This window comes from Streptomyces bathyalis (assembly GCF_015910445.1).
GTDB classification, from domain to species: Bacteria; Actinomycetota; Actinomycetes; order Streptomycetales; family Streptomycetaceae; genus Streptomyces; species Streptomyces bathyalis.
In genome coordinates, this window is the sequence record NZ_CP048882.1 from 6,879,003 (window position 1) to 6,897,305 (window position 18,303).

Annotated in this window: 14 protein-coding genes; 5 read left to right on the forward strand and 9 right to left on the reverse strand. The window is 71.5% G+C overall.

All coding sequences use genetic code 11. The annotated features are described in order from the left end of the window. The first annotated feature begins 320 nt into the window (after positions 1-320). Complete coding sequence (locus G4Z16_RS29945; RefSeq protein WP_197353692.1) at positions 321-620, forward strand: hypothetical protein; 300 nt, start codon at positions 321-323, stop codon at positions 618-620. Positions 621-763: 143 nt separating this feature from the next. Next, positions 764-1,285 (forward strand): O-acetyl-ADP-ribose deacetylase, encoded by a 522-nt coding sequence (locus tag G4Z16_RS29950; protein ID WP_197353693.1) that lies wholly within the window; start codon positions 764-766, stop codon positions 1,283-1,285. Between the two features lie 28 nt (positions 1,286-1,313). Here the strand turns inward: G4Z16_RS29950 and G4Z16_RS29955 are convergent, their stop codons facing one another. The 9 genes from G4Z16_RS29955 to G4Z16_RS29995 all read right to left on the reverse strand — a co-directional run bounded on the left by G4Z16_RS29955 (position 1,314) and on the right by G4Z16_RS29995 (position 14,247). Then, positions 1,314-2,417, reverse strand: coding sequence for a questin oxidase family protein (locus G4Z16_RS29955; protein WP_197353694.1), 1,104 nt, complete (start codon positions 2,415-2,417; stop codon positions 1,314-1,316). Between the two features lie 199 nt (positions 2,418-2,616). Further along, positions 2,617-3,018 carry a VOC family protein gene (locus G4Z16_RS29960; protein WP_197353695.1) on the reverse strand — a complete coding sequence of 134 codons (402 nt, stop codon included), beginning with the start codon at positions 3,016-3,018 and terminating at the stop codon, positions 2,617-2,619. Between the two features lie 81 nt (positions 3,019-3,099). Continuing rightward, complete coding sequence (locus G4Z16_RS29965) at positions 3,100-3,747, reverse strand: LutC/YkgG family protein (protein ID WP_197353696.1); 648 nt, start codon at positions 3,745-3,747, stop codon at positions 3,100-3,102. Continuing rightward, positions 3,744-5,252 carry a LutB/LldF family L-lactate oxidation iron-sulfur protein gene (locus tag G4Z16_RS29970; RefSeq protein ID WP_197353697.1) on the reverse strand — a complete coding sequence of 503 codons (1,509 nt, stop codon included), beginning with the start codon at positions 5,250-5,252 and terminating at the stop codon, positions 3,744-3,746. The genes G4Z16_RS29965 and G4Z16_RS29970 overlap by 4 nt, the downstream gene beginning before the upstream one ends. Then, a complete protein-coding gene (locus G4Z16_RS29975; protein WP_197353698.1) occupies positions 5,249-5,965 on the reverse strand; it encodes a (Fe-S)-binding protein in 717 nt (238 codons plus the stop codon). The genes G4Z16_RS29970 and G4Z16_RS29975 overlap by 4 nt, the downstream gene beginning before the upstream one ends. 40 nt (positions 5,966-6,005) lie before the next feature. After that, positions 6,006-7,421 (reverse strand): rhamnulokinase, encoded by a 1,416-nt coding sequence (locus tag G4Z16_RS29980; RefSeq protein WP_246531397.1) that lies wholly within the window; start codon positions 7,419-7,421, stop codon positions 6,006-6,008. 211 nt (positions 7,422-7,632) lie between these two features. Next, positions 7,633-9,678 (reverse strand): bifunctional aldolase/short-chain dehydrogenase, encoded by a 2,046-nt coding sequence (locus G4Z16_RS29985; RefSeq protein WP_197353700.1) that lies wholly within the window; start codon positions 9,676-9,678, stop codon positions 7,633-7,635. 6 nt (positions 9,679-9,684) lie between these two features. Then, complete coding sequence (gene rhaI / locus G4Z16_RS29990) at positions 9,685-10,857, reverse strand: L-rhamnose isomerase (protein ID WP_197353701.1); 1,173 nt, start codon at positions 10,855-10,857, stop codon at positions 9,685-9,687. A 138-nt stretch (positions 10,858-10,995) separates the two neighbouring features. Then, positions 10,996-14,247 carry an alpha-L-rhamnosidase gene (locus tag G4Z16_RS29995; RefSeq protein ID WP_197353702.1) on the reverse strand — a complete coding sequence of 1,084 codons (3,252 nt, stop codon included), beginning with the start codon at positions 14,245-14,247 and terminating at the stop codon, positions 10,996-10,998. Positions 14,248-14,556: 309 nt separating this feature from the next. Here G4Z16_RS29995 and G4Z16_RS30000 point away from each other — a divergent pair, with 309 nt between their 5' ends. The 3 genes from G4Z16_RS30000 to G4Z16_RS30010 all read left to right on the forward strand — a co-directional run bounded on the left by G4Z16_RS30000 (position 14,557) and on the right by G4Z16_RS30010 (position 18,214). Continuing rightward, complete coding sequence (locus tag G4Z16_RS30000) at positions 14,557-16,086, forward strand: sugar ABC transporter ATP-binding protein (protein WP_197353703.1); 1,530 nt, start codon at positions 14,557-14,559, stop codon at positions 16,084-16,086. Then, positions 16,083-17,144 (forward strand): ABC transporter permease, encoded by a 1,062-nt coding sequence (locus G4Z16_RS30005; RefSeq protein ID WP_246531142.1) that lies wholly within the window; start codon positions 16,083-16,085, stop codon positions 17,142-17,144. Before G4Z16_RS30000 ends, G4Z16_RS30005 begins: the two co-directional genes overlap by 4 nt. A 152-nt stretch (positions 17,145-17,296) precedes the next feature. Continuing rightward, a complete protein-coding gene (locus tag G4Z16_RS30010; protein WP_246531398.1) occupies positions 17,297-18,214 on the forward strand; it encodes an ABC transporter permease in 918 nt (305 codons plus the stop codon). Positions 18,215-18,303 lie beyond the last annotated feature (89 nt).

Here is an 18,303-nt window from a genome sequence, read left to right on the forward strand (position 1 = left end):
AAAGGCCGCCTCATTGACCAGCGGAGGGATCGAGTGACGGAGCTCGGGCGCTCCATCCGCGGCCCATCGCGGGGGCGACGGAGACTGCTCCACCCAGCGGACGGAAGGTTCGACTCGTCAGATTGTGAAAGTTTCACTCGAACCCTTGCTATACGGACATCTCGGACGCACTCTCGAATTGAGCCCTCAGGGTCGACGACCCCCACCACGTCGGGTTTCCTCCCCCAGTAGACCCGACGCAGTGGGGGTTTCGGCTCTCCGGGGGCGTGACGCATGCACGGTTGCATGCGCACGGGAAGCTGCTGATCAGGAGGCACGTCATGGGGTTCCGAGAGGATCTGCGTCAGCAGCCCGAGTCCTCGTCCTATCTGGCGGCGGTCCCTCGTCGGTCCGGAGCGAACGTGATCACGAGCAACAGGGCCGGAGTGAAGCTCATCGGCTCGGCCAACACCGAGCCCGAGGCGAGCGAGCTCCGCGCTCGTCTCGCGTCGCGGCTGGACCGCTCCCGGATCGCGAGCCGCTACACGATCAGGGTGAAGCGGATGGAGCGCGGTGCCTGGGGCGTGTACTTGGTGCACCCCACGTGCGTGCGCAGGTTCGAACGCGCCGAGACGGCGTAGCTACCGGGAGCCGGGCAGCCGGGCAGCCGGGCAGCCGGGCTTCTGGGCAGCCGGGCAGCTGAAGCCGAAGGCCCCGAAGGTGAGGGTCTGGGCGTCGCCGCCGGTACGCACGACGGCAGTTGCACGGTGCGAGGATGGCCGGTATGCCGAATCCGACGAACGCCGCCGTCACGATCGTGCAGGGCGACATCACGGAACAGGACGTCGACGCGGTGGTCAACGCCGCCAACTCCTCGCTGCTGGGCGGCGGCGGAGTCGACGGCGCCATTCACCGCAAGGGCGGCCCGGACATCCTCGCCGAGTGCCGTGAGCTGCGCGGCTCCCGCTATGCCGAGGGTCTGCCGACCGGGCAGGCCGTCGCCACGACGGCGGGACGCATGCCTGCCCGGTGGGTGATCCACACCGTCGGGCCCGTCTGGTCGAAGAGCGAGGACCGCTCGGAGCTGCTGGCGTCCTGCTACCGCGAATCGCTCGGCGTCGCACGGGAGTTGGGTGCCCGTACGGTCGCCTTCCCGGCGATCTCCACCGGGGTGTACGGCTGGCCGCTGGACGACGGCGCCCGCATCGCCGTCGCCACCGTGCGCGAGGAGGCCGAGGGCTTCGACGAAGTGCGGTTCGTGCTTTTCGACGAGCGTTCCCACGGCACCTTCGCAGCCGAGCTGTAGCCCCGGCCGTTCCGTCGCCGCAGTGTGATCAGGCGGCGGGATCGATGAGTTCGACGGAGCGCAGCGCCGCCGCCAGCGCATGGACGCTTCCGTTGCCGGTTCCCGCCGCGTCCCGGGCGGCCACGTCCAGGGCCGTGTCGGTGAGCTTGATGGCGTGCTCGTCGCCGTGCGCGGCCGCACGCTCGAAGACCTCCTCGGAGGTCAGACGCGAGGCCGCATCCAGGGGCGCGGGCGAGGGGGCGGCCGGCGCGTAGGCCGCCGTCACCAGCGCGGCCGCCGACCAGGCGGCCTCCAGGCTCGGTACCCAGAGCCGCTCGGGCAGGGCGGGCAACGTCCGCAGTACGGCGTTCGGCGCGGTCGCCGCGTGCACCAGCATCACGGGCTGTCCGTGCGCGTGCGTCGCGTACAGGTGCGTAGCGGCTCGCACCACGTCCTCCAGGGCCGCGCGTGCCTGCCCGGGACCGGCCGCGCCGGAGCCTGCGCCGTCGGAGCCCGGCAGGCCGGGCAGCGCGGTGATGCGGGGGACACGGTCCCGGAATCCTCCGCTCTGGTCCTGGATGCGCGGGACGGCGTGAAGTGCGGCCGCGGGCGAACTCGCCCCGGGGGAGAGGCCGATCCCGGGCAGCGGCCAGTGCCGTGCCGCCCAGTAGCCGAGGGCGTGAGCGAGCTCCGTCAGCCGGGGACCCGGGGCGGGCGCTCCGCGGTGATCCACGGCCGGCTCGTCGAGCAGGGTCCGCACGGCGTGGCCCACGCGGATCACGCCGTGCGTCGCTGCGGCGCTGATGCCCGGCAGCAGCCGCGGCCACCACTCGGCGAGCACCTCCCGCCAGGGACGCTCCTGAAGAGTCCGCGTGAAGTAGCCGATCCAGTCGGCCAGCCGACGTGGGTCTCCCAGCGCCTCGCGCCAGTCCGCGTCCGTGACGGGCGACGAACGCCCGGGCATGTCCTCCAGGTTGTCCTCGTACTGGTCCAGCCATCGGTGCACCGTGCGTGCCTTGCCGTGCCGCACCAGGGCCTCGACGGCCATCGGGGCGTGATTGCTGAGCCAGTCCTCGCGCTCGGGGCCACTGCGGTGCAGCCGCTCCAGTGCCTCGTCCAGCGTGCCGCTGCTGTCGGTTCGGTCGGTGTCCATACCGGCTGACGCTAGGCCGCCGTCGCGCGGTGCGTAACGGGCTGCCGACCTGGGTCGAACGGCCGGGCCGAGCGCGGGACGCGGGGCGTAGGCCGTGCGGAGGGGGGCCTAGGTCGCGGCGTTTCGGAGGGCTGCGCGCAGGTGGGAGCGCGATGTCCGCACGGGCTCGTGTGCACGTGGGGGCCCCGACGAAGCGTCGTCAGGGCCCCGTGGACGATGCGGCCGACGTGGCCTCCCGTTCGGCCGCGCTCCGCAGCACGCAGAACTCGTTGCCCTCGGGGTCGGCGAGCACGGCCCAGCCGGTGCCGTCCTCGGCGCGGCGGTCGTCGAACATCGTCGCGCCCCGCTGCAGCAGCCGCTCGACCTCCCGGTCGCGCGACACCTGCGCTTCCACGCACAGATGCAGGCGGTTCTTCCCGGCCTTCGACTCGGGGACCTTGAGGAACAGCAGCGTCCCTCCGCCGTCGAGTGGGATGCCCACCTCGTCGTCGCCGGGTTCGTCGTCGGGGTGGACCGGGATGCCGAGGACCTCGCTCCAGAAGCGGGCCAGCGCGTAGGGGTTCGCGCAGTCGACCGAGATGTTCCTCAAATTTGACGTCACGGGCCCAGTCTTGCGGTGGCCGGGCGCCCAGGGCCACCGGATATCCCGGCTGTGAGGGAGGGGCGGCCGTGACCGAGTTGGTCAGGGTTCCGGCGACGTGATGATCACTTCCAGCGTCCTCGGCCCGTGGACGCCCTCGACGCGGTCGAGTTCGATGTCGCTGGTGGCCGACGGACCCGAGATCCAGGTTTGCGGGCGGGCCGGGTCGAGGCGGCCGAGGGCCCGCGGCACCGAGTCGACGATCTGTTCCGGGGCGCGTACGACGCAGATGTGATGGTCCGGCACGAGCGAGATGCGGCGCCGGCCCTGGTCCTCTCGCGCGTCCAGGACGATGGTCCCGGTCTCGGCGATGGCCACGGCGCAGCACGTCACGACGCTGTCGAGGGCGTCGAGTTCGTGGGGCGTCATCGAAGGCTCGTCGGCGACGCGTTCGACTTCCGCGGGCACCCAGTCCGCCGGGATGCCCGGGGGCGCGACCACACTGCGGGCACCGCGTGCGCTCAGCAGTTCCGCGATCCTGGCGGGCAGTTGGGCGGGCGTGCAGCGGTGCACCAGGGCGCGGTAGTCGGCCAGGTTCTCCGCGAGCAGATCCAGCCGCTGGGCGTCGGTGCGCTCGGCGTGGCTGGTCCAGTAGTCGCGGGGGACGGCTGCCTCCTCGGGGCCCTCGTCGCGCGGCACGTCGGCGAGAGCTCGGCGCACGCGCCCGAGGACGACATCGCGGCTGCTCATCGGGCGTCGCCTCCTTCACGGCCGGAACCGGCGGAGCCGCTGCCCCGGGTCCGTCGCCACCAGTCGCGGAAGGATTCCGGAGCGGGGCGCGGAATGTCCCGGCTGTCGGACCACGCCCTGCCCGGGCCCGGCAGGGGAAGTCGCCGCGGCGTCAGCCGCCGCGTACGCGAGGCGATCCGCTGGCCGGTGCGCATGGCACGGGGATGCTCGAAGGTCCAGCGGGCGGCCCGCATGACGGCACGCTCGGCCGCGTGTCCCTTCGCCGGCTTGATGGTGGTCCTCTGCCCGCGGACGGTGGCGGTGCCGCCCTCGACGACGCGCTCGCGCAGGTGCACCAGCACCTCGGGGATGTCGATGGCGACGGGGCACACCTCGTAGCAGGCCCCGCACAGCGAGGAGGCGTACGGCAGCGAGGCGTCCAGTTCGCTCTGCATGCCGCGCAGTTGGGGAGTGAGGATGGCGCCGATCGGTCCCGGATAAGGGGAGCCGTAGGCGTGGCCGCCGGCGCGCTCGTAGACAGGGCAGACGTTCAGGCAGGCCGAGCAGCGGATGCAACGCAGGGCCTGCCGGCCGACGGTGTCGGCCAGAGTGTCCGTGCGGCCGTTGTCGAGCAGGACGAGATGGAAGGCCGAGGGCCCGTCCTCGTCCGTGGTGCCCGTCCAGGTGGAGGTGTAGGGGTTCATGCGCTCGGCCGTGGAGGAGCGGGGCAGCGTCTGCAGGAAGACCTCCAGGTCCTGCCACGTCGGCACGATCTTCTCGATGCCGACGACCGAGATCAGCGTCTCGGGAAGGGTCAGGCACATGCGGCCGTTGCCCTCCGACTCCACGACGACGAGCGTGCCGGTCTCGGCCACCATGAAGTTGGCGCCGGAGATGCCGACCTTCGCGTTGAGGAACTTCTCCCGCAGATGCAGGCGCGCGGCCTCCGCCAGTTCCGCCGGGTCGTCGCTGAGGTTCTTCGGTGCGGCCCGTCCCCAACTGCCCATCTTCTCGCGGAAGATGTCGCGGATCTGGTCGCGGTTGCGGTGGATGGCGGGAACGAGGATGTGGGAGGGCAGGTCGTCGCCGAGCTGAACGATGAGTTCGGCGAGGTCTGTCTCGTACGCGGAGATGCCCGCCTTCGCCAGCGCCTCGTTGAGCCCGGTCTCCTGCGTGGCCATGGACTTGACCTTCACGACATCGCTCTCGCCCGTCTCCCGGACGAGGTCCGCGACGATCCTGTTGGCCTCCTCCGCGTCCCGGGCCCAGTGCACCTGACCGCCGGCCCCGGTCACCGCGGTCTCCAACTGCTCCAGGTAGTGGTCGAGATGGCGCAGCGTGCGGTTCTTCAGCGCGGCGCCCGCCGCGCGCAACTGAGCCCAGTCGCCGAGCTCTTCGACGGCCTGTGCGCGCTTGGCGCGGATGGTGTGCGTCGCGTGCCGCAGATTGCCGCGCAGCCTCATGTCCCGTGTGGAGGAGGCGGCCGCCCGGGGGAAGGAGGGCATGCCCAGATACGTACCGCTCACAGACGTGCCTCCTCGGTGCCCGCCAGGATCTCGGCGATGTGTACGGGGCGCGTCGCGGCTCCGCGCCGGGTGAGCGTGCCGCCGATGTGCATGAGACAGGAGTTGTCGACGGTGCACACCGCCTCGGCGTCGGTCTCCTCGATGTGCCGGGCCTTGTCGGCGCCCATGGCGGCGGAGACGTCTGCGTTCTTCACCGCGAAGGTGCCGCCGAATCCGCAGCATTCCTCGGCGCCTTCCAGCTCCACCAGGCGCAGCCCCTTCACGGCCTCCAGCAGCCGGCGCGGGCGGTCGCCGAGCCCGAGCATGCGCAGCCCGTGGCAGGTGGGGTGGTAGGTGACGGTGTGCGGGTAGTACGCGCCGACGTCGGTCACGCCGAGCACGTCGACGAGGAACTCGGTGAGTTCGTAGGTGCGGGCGACGGCGCCCTGTGTGGCCTCGGCGTCGATGCGGGGGTAGTTGTCCCGCACCATCGCCGCGCAGGATCCGGAGGGCACGACGACGTGGTCGTAGTCGCGGAAGACGTCGGCGTACCGGCGTGCCAGCGGTACGGCCTCCTTCCGGTACCCGGTGTTGAACTGCGGCTGGCCGCAGCAGCTCTGGCCTTCGGGAAAGCCGACCTCGACACCGAGCCGTTCCAGGAGGGTGACGACCGCCTGCCCGGTACGGGGATAGAGCGTGTCGTTGACGCAGGTGATGAAGAGTGCGACCCGCACGGTCCCTCCTTGTCCTTCCGCACGCCCTGGGGCGTCCTTGTCAGCTGCCGGCACGGACCGCCGCCGCGGCCCGGGACCATGCCTGCGGACTGCCGTGATCAGCGGAGGGCTCGTACCTCCGCAGCGGCAGCGTGTCATACAGGAGCCGCCTGACCAGCCCCGCGTCATCGCCGATCACCCCGTGCGCACGGGCCTGCACGGCGACGTTGCCGAGCGCGGCGGCCTCCGCCGGACCCGCGACGACGGGCAACCCGCAGGCGTCGGCGGTGAGTTGGCACAGCAGCTCGTTGTGCACGCCTCCGCCGACCACGTGCACCACCTCGATCTCGGTGTCCGCGAGGCGCTGGGCGTCCTCGAGGGCCAGCCGGTGGGCGAGCGCGAGGGAGTCCAGCACGCACCGTGTCGCCTCGGCCGGTCCGTCCGGTACGGGCTGCCCCGAGCGCCGGCAGGCATCGTCGATGCGCTGCGGCATGCGGCCCGGGGGCAGGAAGGCGGGATCGCCGGCGTCGACCACCGACCTCAGGGGCGCGCACGAGCCGGCCTCGCGAAGCAGCGCCGCCAGTTCCTGCGGCCTGCCCTCCGACTCCCAGGAGCGCATGCACTCCTGCAGCAGCCACAGCCCCATGATGTTGCGCAGGTAGCGGACGGTGCCGTCCACGCCGAGTTCGTTGGTGAAGTTGGCCTGCCTGCTCGCCTCCGTCAGCACGGGCCGCGTCAGCTCCAGGCCTGCCAGGGACCAGGTGCCGGTGGCGATGTAGGCGAAGCCTTTCGTCACCGCCGGGACGGCCGCGACCGCGGAGGCGGTGTCGTGCGAACCGACGGCCGTGACCGGGACGTGCCCCTCGAGGCCCGTCTCGTCGAGCACTTCGGGCAGCAGCTCGCCGGCCGGGTCGCCCGGGAGGCGCAGCGGCGGGAAGAGCGAAAGGCGGACACCGGCGGCCTCGGCCACGGTCCGTGACCAGTCGCGGGTACGCGGATCGATGAGCTGTGTGGTGGAGGCGTTGGTCAGCTCCGTGCCGCGCACGCCCGTGAGCCAGTACGACATCAGGTCGGGCACGAGCAACAGCTGTTGCGCCGCCGCCAGTTGGGCGGAGTCCCGCGCGGCGGTGAGCTGGTACACGGTGTTGAAGGGCAGGTACTGAAGGCCCGTGGTCGCGTACAGCTCCTGCGGCGGCAGCGACTCCGCGAGGCGGTCGGCCATGCCCTCCGTGCGGTCGTCCCGGTAGTGGACGGGGTTTCCGAGCAGCACGCCGTCGGCGTCCAGCAGCCCGTAGTCCACCCCCCAGGAGTCCACGCCGACCGATGCGACGGGCCCCGCCTCGCGCAGCCCGTCGAGCACGCCCCGGTAGAGGGCGAGGACGTCCCAGTGCAGCGTCCCGCCCAGACGCACCGGCCTGTTGGGGAAGCGGTGCACCTCCCGCAGGTCCACCGATGACGGCCCGACGGTGCCCGTCATGACGCGCCCGCTCGACGCGCCGAGGTCGACGGCGGCGAACCGGGCTCCGGAGCGTGAGGAGGATGCGGAAGGCGACACGGTGGTGGTCCTCGCGGGCGGCATCGGACGGTGGACTTCGGCGGCGGGCCCCGGCGGCGCCGGGACAGGCGCTGCCGGGGGCTCGGGGAACGGTTTCTCGGTAGGTACTCGCCTGGTTCTCGGTACGAGCCTCTCAGCGCAGGAACGCCGCGGCGACACCCGCGTCGACGGGAATGTGCAGTCCGGTGGTGTGGCTCAGATCGCCGCCCGTCAGGGCGAAGACGGCGTTCGCGACGTGCTCCGGCAGCACCTCCCGCTTCAGCAGCGTGCGCTGGGCGTAGAACTCGCCGAGCTTCTCCTCCGGTACTCCATAGACCGCCGCGCGCTGCGCTCCCCAGCCGCCCGCGAAGATCCCGGAACCCCGGACGACTCCGTCCGGATTGACGCCGTTCACACGGATACCCAGCTCGCCCAGCTCGGCGGCGAGCAGCCGGACCTGGTGCGCCTGGTCCGCCTTCGCCGCTCCGTAGGCGATGTTGTCGGGGCCCGCGAAGACGCCGTTCTTGGAGGCGATGTAGACGATGTCGCCGCCCAGTCCCTGTGCCTTCATCACCCGGGCCCCCTCACGGGAGGCCAGGAAGGAGCCGCGGGCCATGATGCGGTGCTGGGTGTCCCAGTCCTCCGCGCTGGTCTCCAGCAGCGGCCTGGAGAGGGAGATGCCCGCGTTGTTGACCACCAGGTCGACGCCGCCGAAGGCGAGTACGGCCTCGCGGAAGGCGGCGGCGATCTCCTCCTCGGACGTGACGTCGACGGCGACGGCGACGGCCTTGTCCGGGCCGCCCAGTTCGGCGGCCACCTCCTCGGCGCTCCGCGTGTTCCGGTCGGCGACGACCACACACGCACCTTCCGCGGACAGCCGCCGCGCGATCGCTCGCCCGATGCCCGAGGCGGCCCCGGTCACCAGCGCGACGCGCGTCGCCAGCGGCCTGGGAGCGGGCATGCGGCGCAGCTTCGCCTCCTCCAGCTCCCAGTACTCGATGCGGAACTTCTCCGACTCGGGGATGGGGGAGTACACGGAGACCGCTTCGGCGCCGCGCATCACGTTGATCGCGTTGACGTAGAACTCGCCGGCCACCCGCGCCGTCTGCTTGTCCCTGCCGAAGGAGAACATCCCCACGCCCGGCACCAGCACGATGGCCGGGTCGGCGCCGCGCATGGGAGGCGACTCGGGTCCCGCGTGCCGCTCGTAGTAGGCGCGGTAGTCCTCGCGGTACTGCTCGTGCAGCTCCCGCAGCCTGGCTTCGGCCTCCTCCACCGGAGCCGTGGCAGGCAGGTCGAGGACGAGCGGACGGACCTTCGTCCGCAGGAAGTGGTCCGGGCAGGAGGTGCCCAGCGCCGCGAGCCGCGGATGCTCCGCGCGTGCCAGGAAGTCCAGCACCGCGTCGGAGTCGTCGAAGTGGCCGACCTGCGGCCGGTCCGCGGAGGCCAGTCCCCGGATCAGCGGGGCGAGCGCGGCGGCACGCTCCCGCCTCTGCTCGCGCGGGAGCGGCTCGAATCCCTCCAGCACGGCACCGAAGGGCTCCGGCGTGCCGCGGTCGGCGAGGAAGGCGGCCGCGCCCTCGATGATGCGCAGCGAGTTGCGTTCGCACTCCTCGCTCGTCCCGCCCCACGCCGTGATGCCGTGGCCGCCCAGAACACAGCCGATGGCCTGCGGGTTCTCGGCCTTGACGGCGGCGATGTCCAATCCGAGCTGGAAACCGGGGCGGCGCCAGGGCACCCACACCACCGATTCGCCGAAGCACTCGCGGGTCAGCTTCTCGCCGTCGGCGGCGCAGGCCAGCGCGATGCCGGAGTCGGGGTGGAGATGGTCCACGTGCGGCGCGTCCAGCAGGCCGTGCATGGCGGTGTCGATGGACGGAGCGGCCCCGCCCTTGCCGTGGAGGCAGTGGTCGAAGGCGGCGACCATCTCGTCCTCGCGCTCCACGCCGGGGTAGACGTCCTTCAGAGCTCGCAGCCGGTCCAGGCGAAGCGCCGCGAGTCCGCCTTCGGTGAGCGTGCCGAGGTCTCCGCCGGAGCCCTTGACCCACAGCAATTCGGTGTCCTGCCCCGTGACGGGGTCGGGAGCGAGGCCCTTGGCCGAGGTGTTGCCGCCTGCGTAGTTGGTGTTGCGGGGGTCGGCGCCGAGGCGGTGAGAGCGCGCCAGGAGTTCGCCGACCGTCGGGTGCTGCTGTGCCGTCATGCTGAACTACGCTCCCCAGCCGGCCTGTTGGCCGCCCTTGCGTTCGTCGGTGATCTTCTGTGCCCATCCCGAGCGGTGGTATGCGGCGACGGGGTCGGGGTCCAGCCCGTTCTCCTGGCGCACCTCGGCGAGGAGAGGCCGTACGTCGGTGTTGTAGGCATCCATCAGCACCGCGTTGGAGCCGAGCACGTCACCGGAGAGCTGAGCGCTCTCCAGGGCGTCGCGGTCCACGAGAAGGGCCTTCGCCGTGGCCTCCTGCACGTTCATCACGGACCGGATGATGGCGGGGATCTTCGGCTCGATGTTGTGGCACTGGTCGAGCATGAAGGCGATCCCGGCCCGCTCCTGAAGCCCTCCGCCGCGCACCACTTCGCACATGATGCGGAAGAGCTGGAAGGGGTCGGCCGCGCCGACCATCAGGTCGTCGTCGGCGTAGAAGCGGGAGTTGAAGTCGAAGCCGCCGAGCTTCTCCTCGCGCAGGAGGAGCGCGACGATGAACTCGATGTTGGTGCCCGGCGCGTGGTGACCGGTGTCGACGACGACCTGCGCCTTCGGCCCGAGCTTGAGGCAGTGGGCGTAGGCGGTGCCCCAGTCGGGGACGTCGGTGGTGTAGAAGGCCGGTTCGAAGAACTTGTACTCCAGCAGCATCCGCTGGCCCTCGCCGAGCCTGTCGCGGACCGCAGTGAGCGCCTCGGCCAGGCGGTCCTGGCGGGCCCGTATGTCGTCCTGGCCGGGGTAGTTGGTGCCGTCGGCGAACCACAGCTTCAGGTCGCGCGAGCCGGTCGCGTCCATGATGTCGACGCACTCCAGCAGGTGGTCCAGCGCCTTGCGGCGGACCGCCGGGTCGGGGTGGGTGACCGACCCGAGCTTGTAGTCGTCGTCCTGGAAGACGTTGGAGTTGATGGTGCCCAGACGCAGACCACGCTTCTGCGCGTACGAGGCCAGTGCGCCGTAGTCGTCGACCTTGTCCCAGGGGATGTGCAGGGCGACGGACGGCGCGACCCCGGTGTGCTCGTGGACGCGTGCTGCGTCGTCCAGCTTCTCCTCGGGCGTGCGGGGCACTCCGGGCTGCGCGAACACCTTGAAGCGGGTTCCGGAGTTCGCGTACGCCCACGAGGGAGTCTCGATCCGCTGTGACGTGAGGGCGGCCTTGACGCTCGCCCGGTCCGGCTCTGACATGCGTCTCCTCTGTGCGGCCCGGCGGGTGCGGGCCGGGGCACCGCCCGATCCCACCGTGCCATGAAACGTTTCAGGAAAGCTACTTGTGCAGGTGACCGCCGTCAATAGCCCCGTGCCCCGGGGCCGCGCGGCCGGGCCTCATCCGCCGTCCGAGGCGAAGCGGTGCGTGCCCGAACCGACTTCGAAGACGGCGCAGCCCTGCCGGGCGTGCAGGAACCGCGCTCCCGGCGCGCTCACCGCGGACGGGTCCGCGGCCGGCACCCACACCTCGCCCGTGGTGTTGGGCGGCAGGGCGACGGTGAGCCGGAAGCGGTCCCCGGCGTCGAGTGTCCAGTGGGTGCGGACCGGTCCGTAGAGCGTGTCGTGCCCGGCGTCCGCCCTGCGGACGCCGCCACCCGGCCGCGGCCGCACCAGCGTCCTGCGGAACCCCGGTTCGGCCGGCGCGATGCCCGACAGGTTCCGGTACATCCACTCTCCGACGCAGCCGTAGGCATAGTGGTTGAAGGAGTTCATGCCCACGTCCTGGAACGTCCCGTCGGGCTTGATGGAGTCCCAGCGCTCCCACATCGTCGTCGAGCCCTTGCCGATCTGATAGCCCCACGAGGGGAACGTCCGCCGGTGCAGCAGGCGGTGGGCGAGGTCCGTGTGCCCCGTCTCCGTCAGAGCCGGCAGCAGCCGCGGGGTGCCCAGGAAACCCGTCGACAGATGCGAGTCGTTAGCCTCGATCAGCTCCACGAGACGGTCCGCCGCCGCGCGCCGCACCGCCGCTGCCGGCAGCAGATCCATCGAGAGCGCCAGCACGTACGCGGTCTGGGTGTCGCCCTTGATCCGGCCGTTGCCGTCCACGTACGCGGCGTTGAACGCCTCCTTGATCCGCCTGTGCAGCTTCTCGTACGGGCCGGAGTCCTCCTCCAGTAACCGGCCGGTCTGCGCGACGAGCCCGGTGACGTTGGCGAAGCAGGCGGTGCCGATGACGTCCTTGGGGGTCTCGTCGTCGACGTTGAGCCAGTCGCCGTACCCCTCGGCGGGCCGCAGCAGCCCGTCGCTGTGCTCCTCGAGGTAAGCGATCCACCGGCGCATCGCCGGCCAGTTCTCCCGCAGTACGCGCACGTCGCCGTACGCCCGGTGCAGCGCCCAGGGCACGGTCACCCCCGCGTCGCCCCAGCCGGCGACGCCCTTGCCGACCGGGCCGACGAAGGGCGCCACGTCGGGATAGGCACCGTCCTCGTCCTGCCCGTCGCGCAGGTCCTGGAGCCACTTGGTGAGGAACCGCGCGGATTCCATGGTGTAGGCGGCGGTGGGGGAGAAGACGTTGATGTCTCCCGACCAGCCGAGTCTCTCGTCGCGCGCCGGAGTGTCGGTGGGCACCGAGAGGAAGTTGCCGCGCTGCCCCCAAGTGATGTTGCTGTGCAGCTTGTTGAGCATCGGGTCGTCGGTGGAGAAGTCCATCGTGAACGGGGCGGCCGTGTGCATCACGAGACCGGTCACGGCGTCGCGCGGCGGCCGTCCCGGGAAACCGCTCACCTCGACGTAGCGGAATCCGTGGAAGGTGAACCGGGGTTCATAGGTCTCGCGGCCGCTCCCTTTGAGCGTGAAGGTGTCGACGGCGCGTGCGGTGCGGAGATTGGCGACGTAGAGCGCGCCGTCCTGGTCCAGGACCTCCCCGTGACGCAGATGGATCCGCCGGCCCGCCGCGCCGCCCTCGACGGTGAGGCGCACGCAGCCGACCATGTTCTGGCCGAAGTCGAACAGGAAGACGCCGGGGCGAACTTCGGTCATCTTCTCCGGTGCGAGCTCCTTCATCACGCGGGTCGGCGCGTCCGTCATCGCCACGACGGCGGGGCTTGAACCTGAGCCCGCGGCGGAGCCGGGGCCGGGGGAGGTGGTGACGGGCCTCCAGCCGGAGTCGTCGTAGCCGGGCCCCTGCCAGCCCGGGGTCTCGGCGCGGGCGTCGTACTGCTCGCCCATCACCAGGTCGGCCGTCACCAGCGGCCCTCTCGCGGCCCGCCACTGCGCGTCGGTGCCGACGCGGGTGGTGCTGCCGTCCTCGTGGACGATCTCCAACTGGGCCAGCAGCGCGGGATGTTCGCCGTACTGGTGCTGCCCGAACCAGCCGACGTTCCCGGCGTACCAGCCCGGCGCGAGAGTGACCGCGAGGGCGTTCTCGCCTTGCCGCAGCGCCTCGGTGACGTCGTAGGTCCGGTAGGCCACGCGCTTGCCGTAGTCCGTCCAGCCGGGGGTGAGCCGGTCCTCACCGACGCGGACGCCGTTGACGTGGGCTTCGTAGAGCCCGAGCGCGGTGGCGTGGAGGCGTGCCCTGGCCACGCGACGGGCGGAGAGCCGGAAGGAGCGGCGCAGCTGCGCGGGCGACTGTTCCGGAAGCACCTTGCCCCAGGGGTCCTCGCCCCAGGTTGCGGCCTTCCGTGCGTGGGGCCAGGCGCCGTCGTCGTAGCCGGGGGAGCGCCAGTCCCCGGCAGGCTCCTCGTCCGTGGACCGCCAGGTCCCGTCGGTGGTGAACCGTTCGGTGCCGTCGCCGGTGGTCACCTCCAGTACGGCCAGCAGGCCCGCCGGCGACGCCTCGGAGTTGACGGCCTGGACGGCCAGCGTGTTGGCGCCGGAGCGCAGTTCGTGAGTGACGTCGAGCAGCGCCGGCCTGCTCCAGCTCTTCCGCACGGGCAGGGAGTCGCGGGAGGCGACCTCGGTCCCGTTGACGTAGGCGGTGAAGCCGTTGTCGGCTGCGACGACGAGACGCGCCGCGCGCACCGTTCCGGATATGGCTGTGCTGCCGCGGAACCAGCGGGTGCCGGCCGGTACTCCGGAGGCCGCGTCGCCCTCCGGGAACCAGATCCACTCGGTTCCGTCCAGGGAGGGCGGCGCGACGAGGGAGGGCGGTGCTCCGATCCACTCCGAGCGCCACTGTCCCGCGTCCGTCAGCCCGGTCTCCCACCAGGTGGGTGCCGACCAGGGAGAGGGCCGCCCCTCCTCGTCCCACACGCGCACCGACCAGTGGTAGCGCGTGCGGGGCGCCAGGCGCGGTCCGTCGTACGGAACGAGGACCGAATCGCGCGAGGTGACCTTGCCGCTGTCCCACACGTCGGGGTCGGCCAGGCGGCCGGGGCTCGTGGCCACACGGATGCGGTAGGCGTGCTGGAGGCGGTTCGGCAGCCGGGAGCCGAGGCGCCAGGTGAACCGGGGATGCGGGTCGTCGAGGCCGAGCGGCCGCTCCGCGTATTCCGTCGTCGTACCGGTGACGTGGAGACCTCCGCCGCTTGCCGGCGCCTCCCCGTCGCCGGTGCCGGCCGCGAGGGCGGCCGGGGAGGTCGCTCCCAGTGCTGTGGCGGACATGCCGGAGACGGTGGCGGTCGCGAGCAGATGACGTCTGCTGATCAATGTGCACCTCCTGTGGCGGCGCCGCCTCAGCGGTCGCCGAATGCGAGGGCAAAACGTTTCAACGAACGGCGCCAGGAACGTAGAACGCCTGGACACGGCCGTCAATAGTGCCGGAGTGCAGGGCACTTACCTGCCGCACGGCCCTTGACGGGTCTGAAGTACGGGGCTAGCTTCCCCGAAAGCTCGTTGAAACATTTCATTTTTCGGCCACTCCCAATCCCACCCCACCCGCATCCGCCGCACCGTGACCACGCGCCACCGCAGGCCGCCCGCGCGCCGCGGCGGCCGGCAGCACAGGAGGAGCAGGACATGACCCAGCCAGAACCGGGGGCGGCCCCGGTGCCGGTTCTCGCCCTGGAGGGGGTGAGCAAGTCCTTCGGCAACGTCCGCGCCCTGCAGGGCGTCGACCTGGCACTGCACGCGGGAGAGGCGCACGCCCTCGCCGGGGAGAACGGCGCGGGCAAGTCCACGCTCATCAAGATCCTCGGCGGCGTCCACACACCCGAGGCCGGCACCGTGCGGCTCGACGGCAGCGCCGTCGTCTTCGCAAGCCCCGCCGACGCCCGCGACGCGGGCATCGCCGTGATCTATCAGGAGCCCACGCTCTTCGCGGACCTGTCTATAGCCGAGAACATCTTCATGGGCCGCCAGCCCCGCCGCAGGCTCGGACGCATCGACCACGACGCCGTACGCGAGGCGACGGCGGCGCTCATGCGGCGGCTCGGCGTCGACCTCGACCCGGACCGCCCGGCGCGGGGACTGTCCATCGCCGACCAGCAGATCGTCGAGATCGCCAAGGCCCTCTCCTTCGACGCCCGCGTACTGATCATGGACGAGCCGACCGCGGCCCTCACCGGCACCGAGACCGCGCGGCTCTTCTCCGTCGTCGAAACGCTGCGCGCCGAGGGCGCCGCCGTGCTGTTCATCTCGCACCGGCTGGATGAGATCTTCCGGCTGTGCCGGCGCGTCACCACACTGCGCGACGGCCGGCTCGTGGCCACCGAAGCACTCGAAGGGCTCACCGAGGACGACCTCGTACGCCGCATGGTCGGCCGCGACCTGGACGAGCTGTACCCCAAGCAGGAGACGACGCCCGGCGAGCGGGCCCTCACGGTGCGCAGGCTCACCCGTGAAGGCGTCTTCCACGACGTCTCGTTCGAGGTGCGCCGCGGCGAGATCGTCGCCCTCGCGGGCCTGGTGGGAGCCGGACGCAGCGAAGTCGTCCAGGCCGTCTTCGGCGTCGACCGCGCCGACGCGGGCGAAGTCGAGGTCGGCGGAAAGGCGCTGAAGGCCGGTTCGCCGACCGCCGCCATGGACGCGGGAGTCGCGCTCGTCCCGGAGGACCGGCGGCAGCGCGGCCTGGTGATGGAGATGTCCATCGAGCGGAACATCGCACTGACCGGACTGGACAGGCTCGGCAGCGCGGGCATGGTGCGGCGTTCCCTGGAGCGCTCCCGCGCCGCGGACTGGGCCGTGCGGCTGAGACTGAAGTACAACCGGCTCACCGACACCGCGGGGGTGCTCTCCGGCGGGAACCAGCAGAAGGTCGTCCTCGCCAAGTGGCTCGCCACCGAGCCCGGCGTCCTCATCGTCGACGAACCGACGCGCGGCATCGACGTCGGCACGAAGGCCGAGGTGCACCGGCTGCTCAACTCCCTCGCCGAAGAGGGCATCGCCGTGCTGATGGTCTCCTCCGACCTGCCCGAGGTCCTCGGCATGGCCGACCGGGTGCTGGTGATGCACGAGGGACGGCTCGTGGCCGAGATTCCCCGTGCGGAAGCCACCGAGGAGTCGGTCATGGCCGCGGCCACCGGACGCACCACCAAGGAGCCCGCGTGAGCGACACCCTGGAGAAGCCGCCGCAGCAGCCGTCCGGAGCCGCACCCGACGGCCGTCCCGAGCCCCGGCGGTCGGCCCGCTCCCTGACCGACATGGTCTTCCGCATACGGGAGTTGAGCATCGGCGGCGCCCTCGTGCTGCTCATCCTCGGCACCTATCTGGCCAACCCCGGCTTCCTCGACGACCAGGGCGTGCAGGACCTCCTGCTCAACTCGGCGATCCTGGTGCTGCTCGCGACCGGGCAGTCCGTCGTCGTGCTCACCCGGAACATCGATCTGTCAGTCGGATCCGTCGTGGGCCTGACCGCCTTCGCCTGCGGCAGCTTCGTCTCCGGCACACAGCACAGCGCACTCACCGTGGTGCTGCTGGGCACCGGACTCGGTGTGCTGTGCGGTCTGCTGAGCGGACTACTCGTCAGCTTCGGCAAGGTCCCCGCCCTGGTGGTGACCCTCGGGATGCTCTACGTCATCCAGGGCGTCGACCACGTCTGGGCGCACGGGCGGCAGATCAACGCCGCCAACGTGCCCGACGGAGTGCTGGAACTGGGCAGCGGCAGCATCCTCGGAATCCCGTATCTGCCGCTCATCTCCGCCGTGGTGCTGGCCGCCACCGCGTACTACCTGCGCGCCTACCGCAGCGGACGCGAGCTGTACGCCATCGGCTCCAGCCCCGAAGCGGCCCGCCTGGCCGGAATCCCCATCCGCCGGAGGGTGCTCGCCGCCTACGCCTTCTCCGGAGCCGTCGCCGGATTCGCCGGCGCGCTGTGGCTCGCCAGGTTCGGCACCGTCGTCGCCGACGCCGCCAACGGCTGGGAACTGACCGTCGTCAGCGCGGTCGTCGTCGGCGGCATCGCCATCACCGGCGGCGTGGGCACCGTCTGGGGCGCGGCCCTCGGGGCGCTGCTGCTGACGACCATCGGCAGCGCCCTCGTCGTCCTCAAGGTCAACCCCTTCTGGGAGCAGGCCATCACGGGTGCGCTGCTGCTCGCGGCCATCAGCACCGACCGCGTCGTACGCAGCCGCACGACCGAGGCGCTGCGGAAGAGGAGCAGGAATTGAACGCCCCGACGCCCATGACTCCAGCGGCAGAAGAGGCCGCCGCCACCGATGCGGCCGCGGCGCCCAGCGGTGGCGTCGGTGGTAGCAGCGGCGGTGGCTTCGGCCGGTTCCTGCGCTGGGACACCGCCGTCGGCATCCTGCTGGTCGCCGTGATGCTCGCCGGAAGCGGCACCACCGACGGCTTCGCCGACATCACCAACCTCTCCGCAGCTCTCAACGACACCGCGGAGATCGCCCTCATCGCCCTGCCCATGACCCTGCTCGTCGTCGCCGGCCAGGTCGATCTGTCCGTCGCATCCATGCTCGGGCTCTCCAGCGCGCTCGCGGGCGCTTTGTGGGACGCCGGATGGGCGTTCGAGATGATCGTGCCCCTGTGCCTCGTCGTCGGCGTGCTGGGCGGACTCCTCAACGGCTGGCTCGTCACCCGCGTCGGGCTGCCCGCGCTCGCCGTCACCATCGGCACCCTCACCCTCTACCGGGGCCTGGCCTCCGTCGTACTCGGCAACAAGGCTGTCTCCGACTTCCCCGAGGCGTACGCACAGTGGGCCTCCTACACCGAACCCGTGCCGGGCACGTTCATCCCGTACCCGATCGCCGTGTTCATCGTGCTCGCCGCCCTCGCGGCCGTCGTGCTGCACTGCACCGCTGCCGGGCGCGCCCTGTTCGCCATCGGGGCGCAGGAGGACGCGGCGCGCTTCGCGGGCATCCGCGTCAGGCGGATCAAGCTCGTGCTCTTCGCGGTCACCGGCTTCATGGCGTCCTTCGCCGGGATCGTCTACACCCTGCGCTACGGCAGCGCCCGCGCCGACAACGGGCTCGGGCTGGAGCTCGTGGTCATCGCGTCCGTCCTTCTCGGCGGCATCGACTTCAACGGCGGCAAGGGCACCCTCGGCGGTGCCGTGGCCGGCGTCCTGCTGATCGGCGTCCTCAACAACCTGCTCACCCTCAACGACATCTCCAGCGAGATCCAGGTCATCGTCACCGGCGTACTGCTGGTGGCGTCCGTGCTCACGCCGCGGGTGATCGCCCTCGTCACCGAGCGAAGGGACCGGCGGGCGGCCGCCACCTGACGCGGCCGGGTGGTCCGCCCCGAGGGGCCGGACCACCTCCCGTACCCGCCTCGCCCCGGACCGACATCCTGCCCGTGCCCATCAGTCGA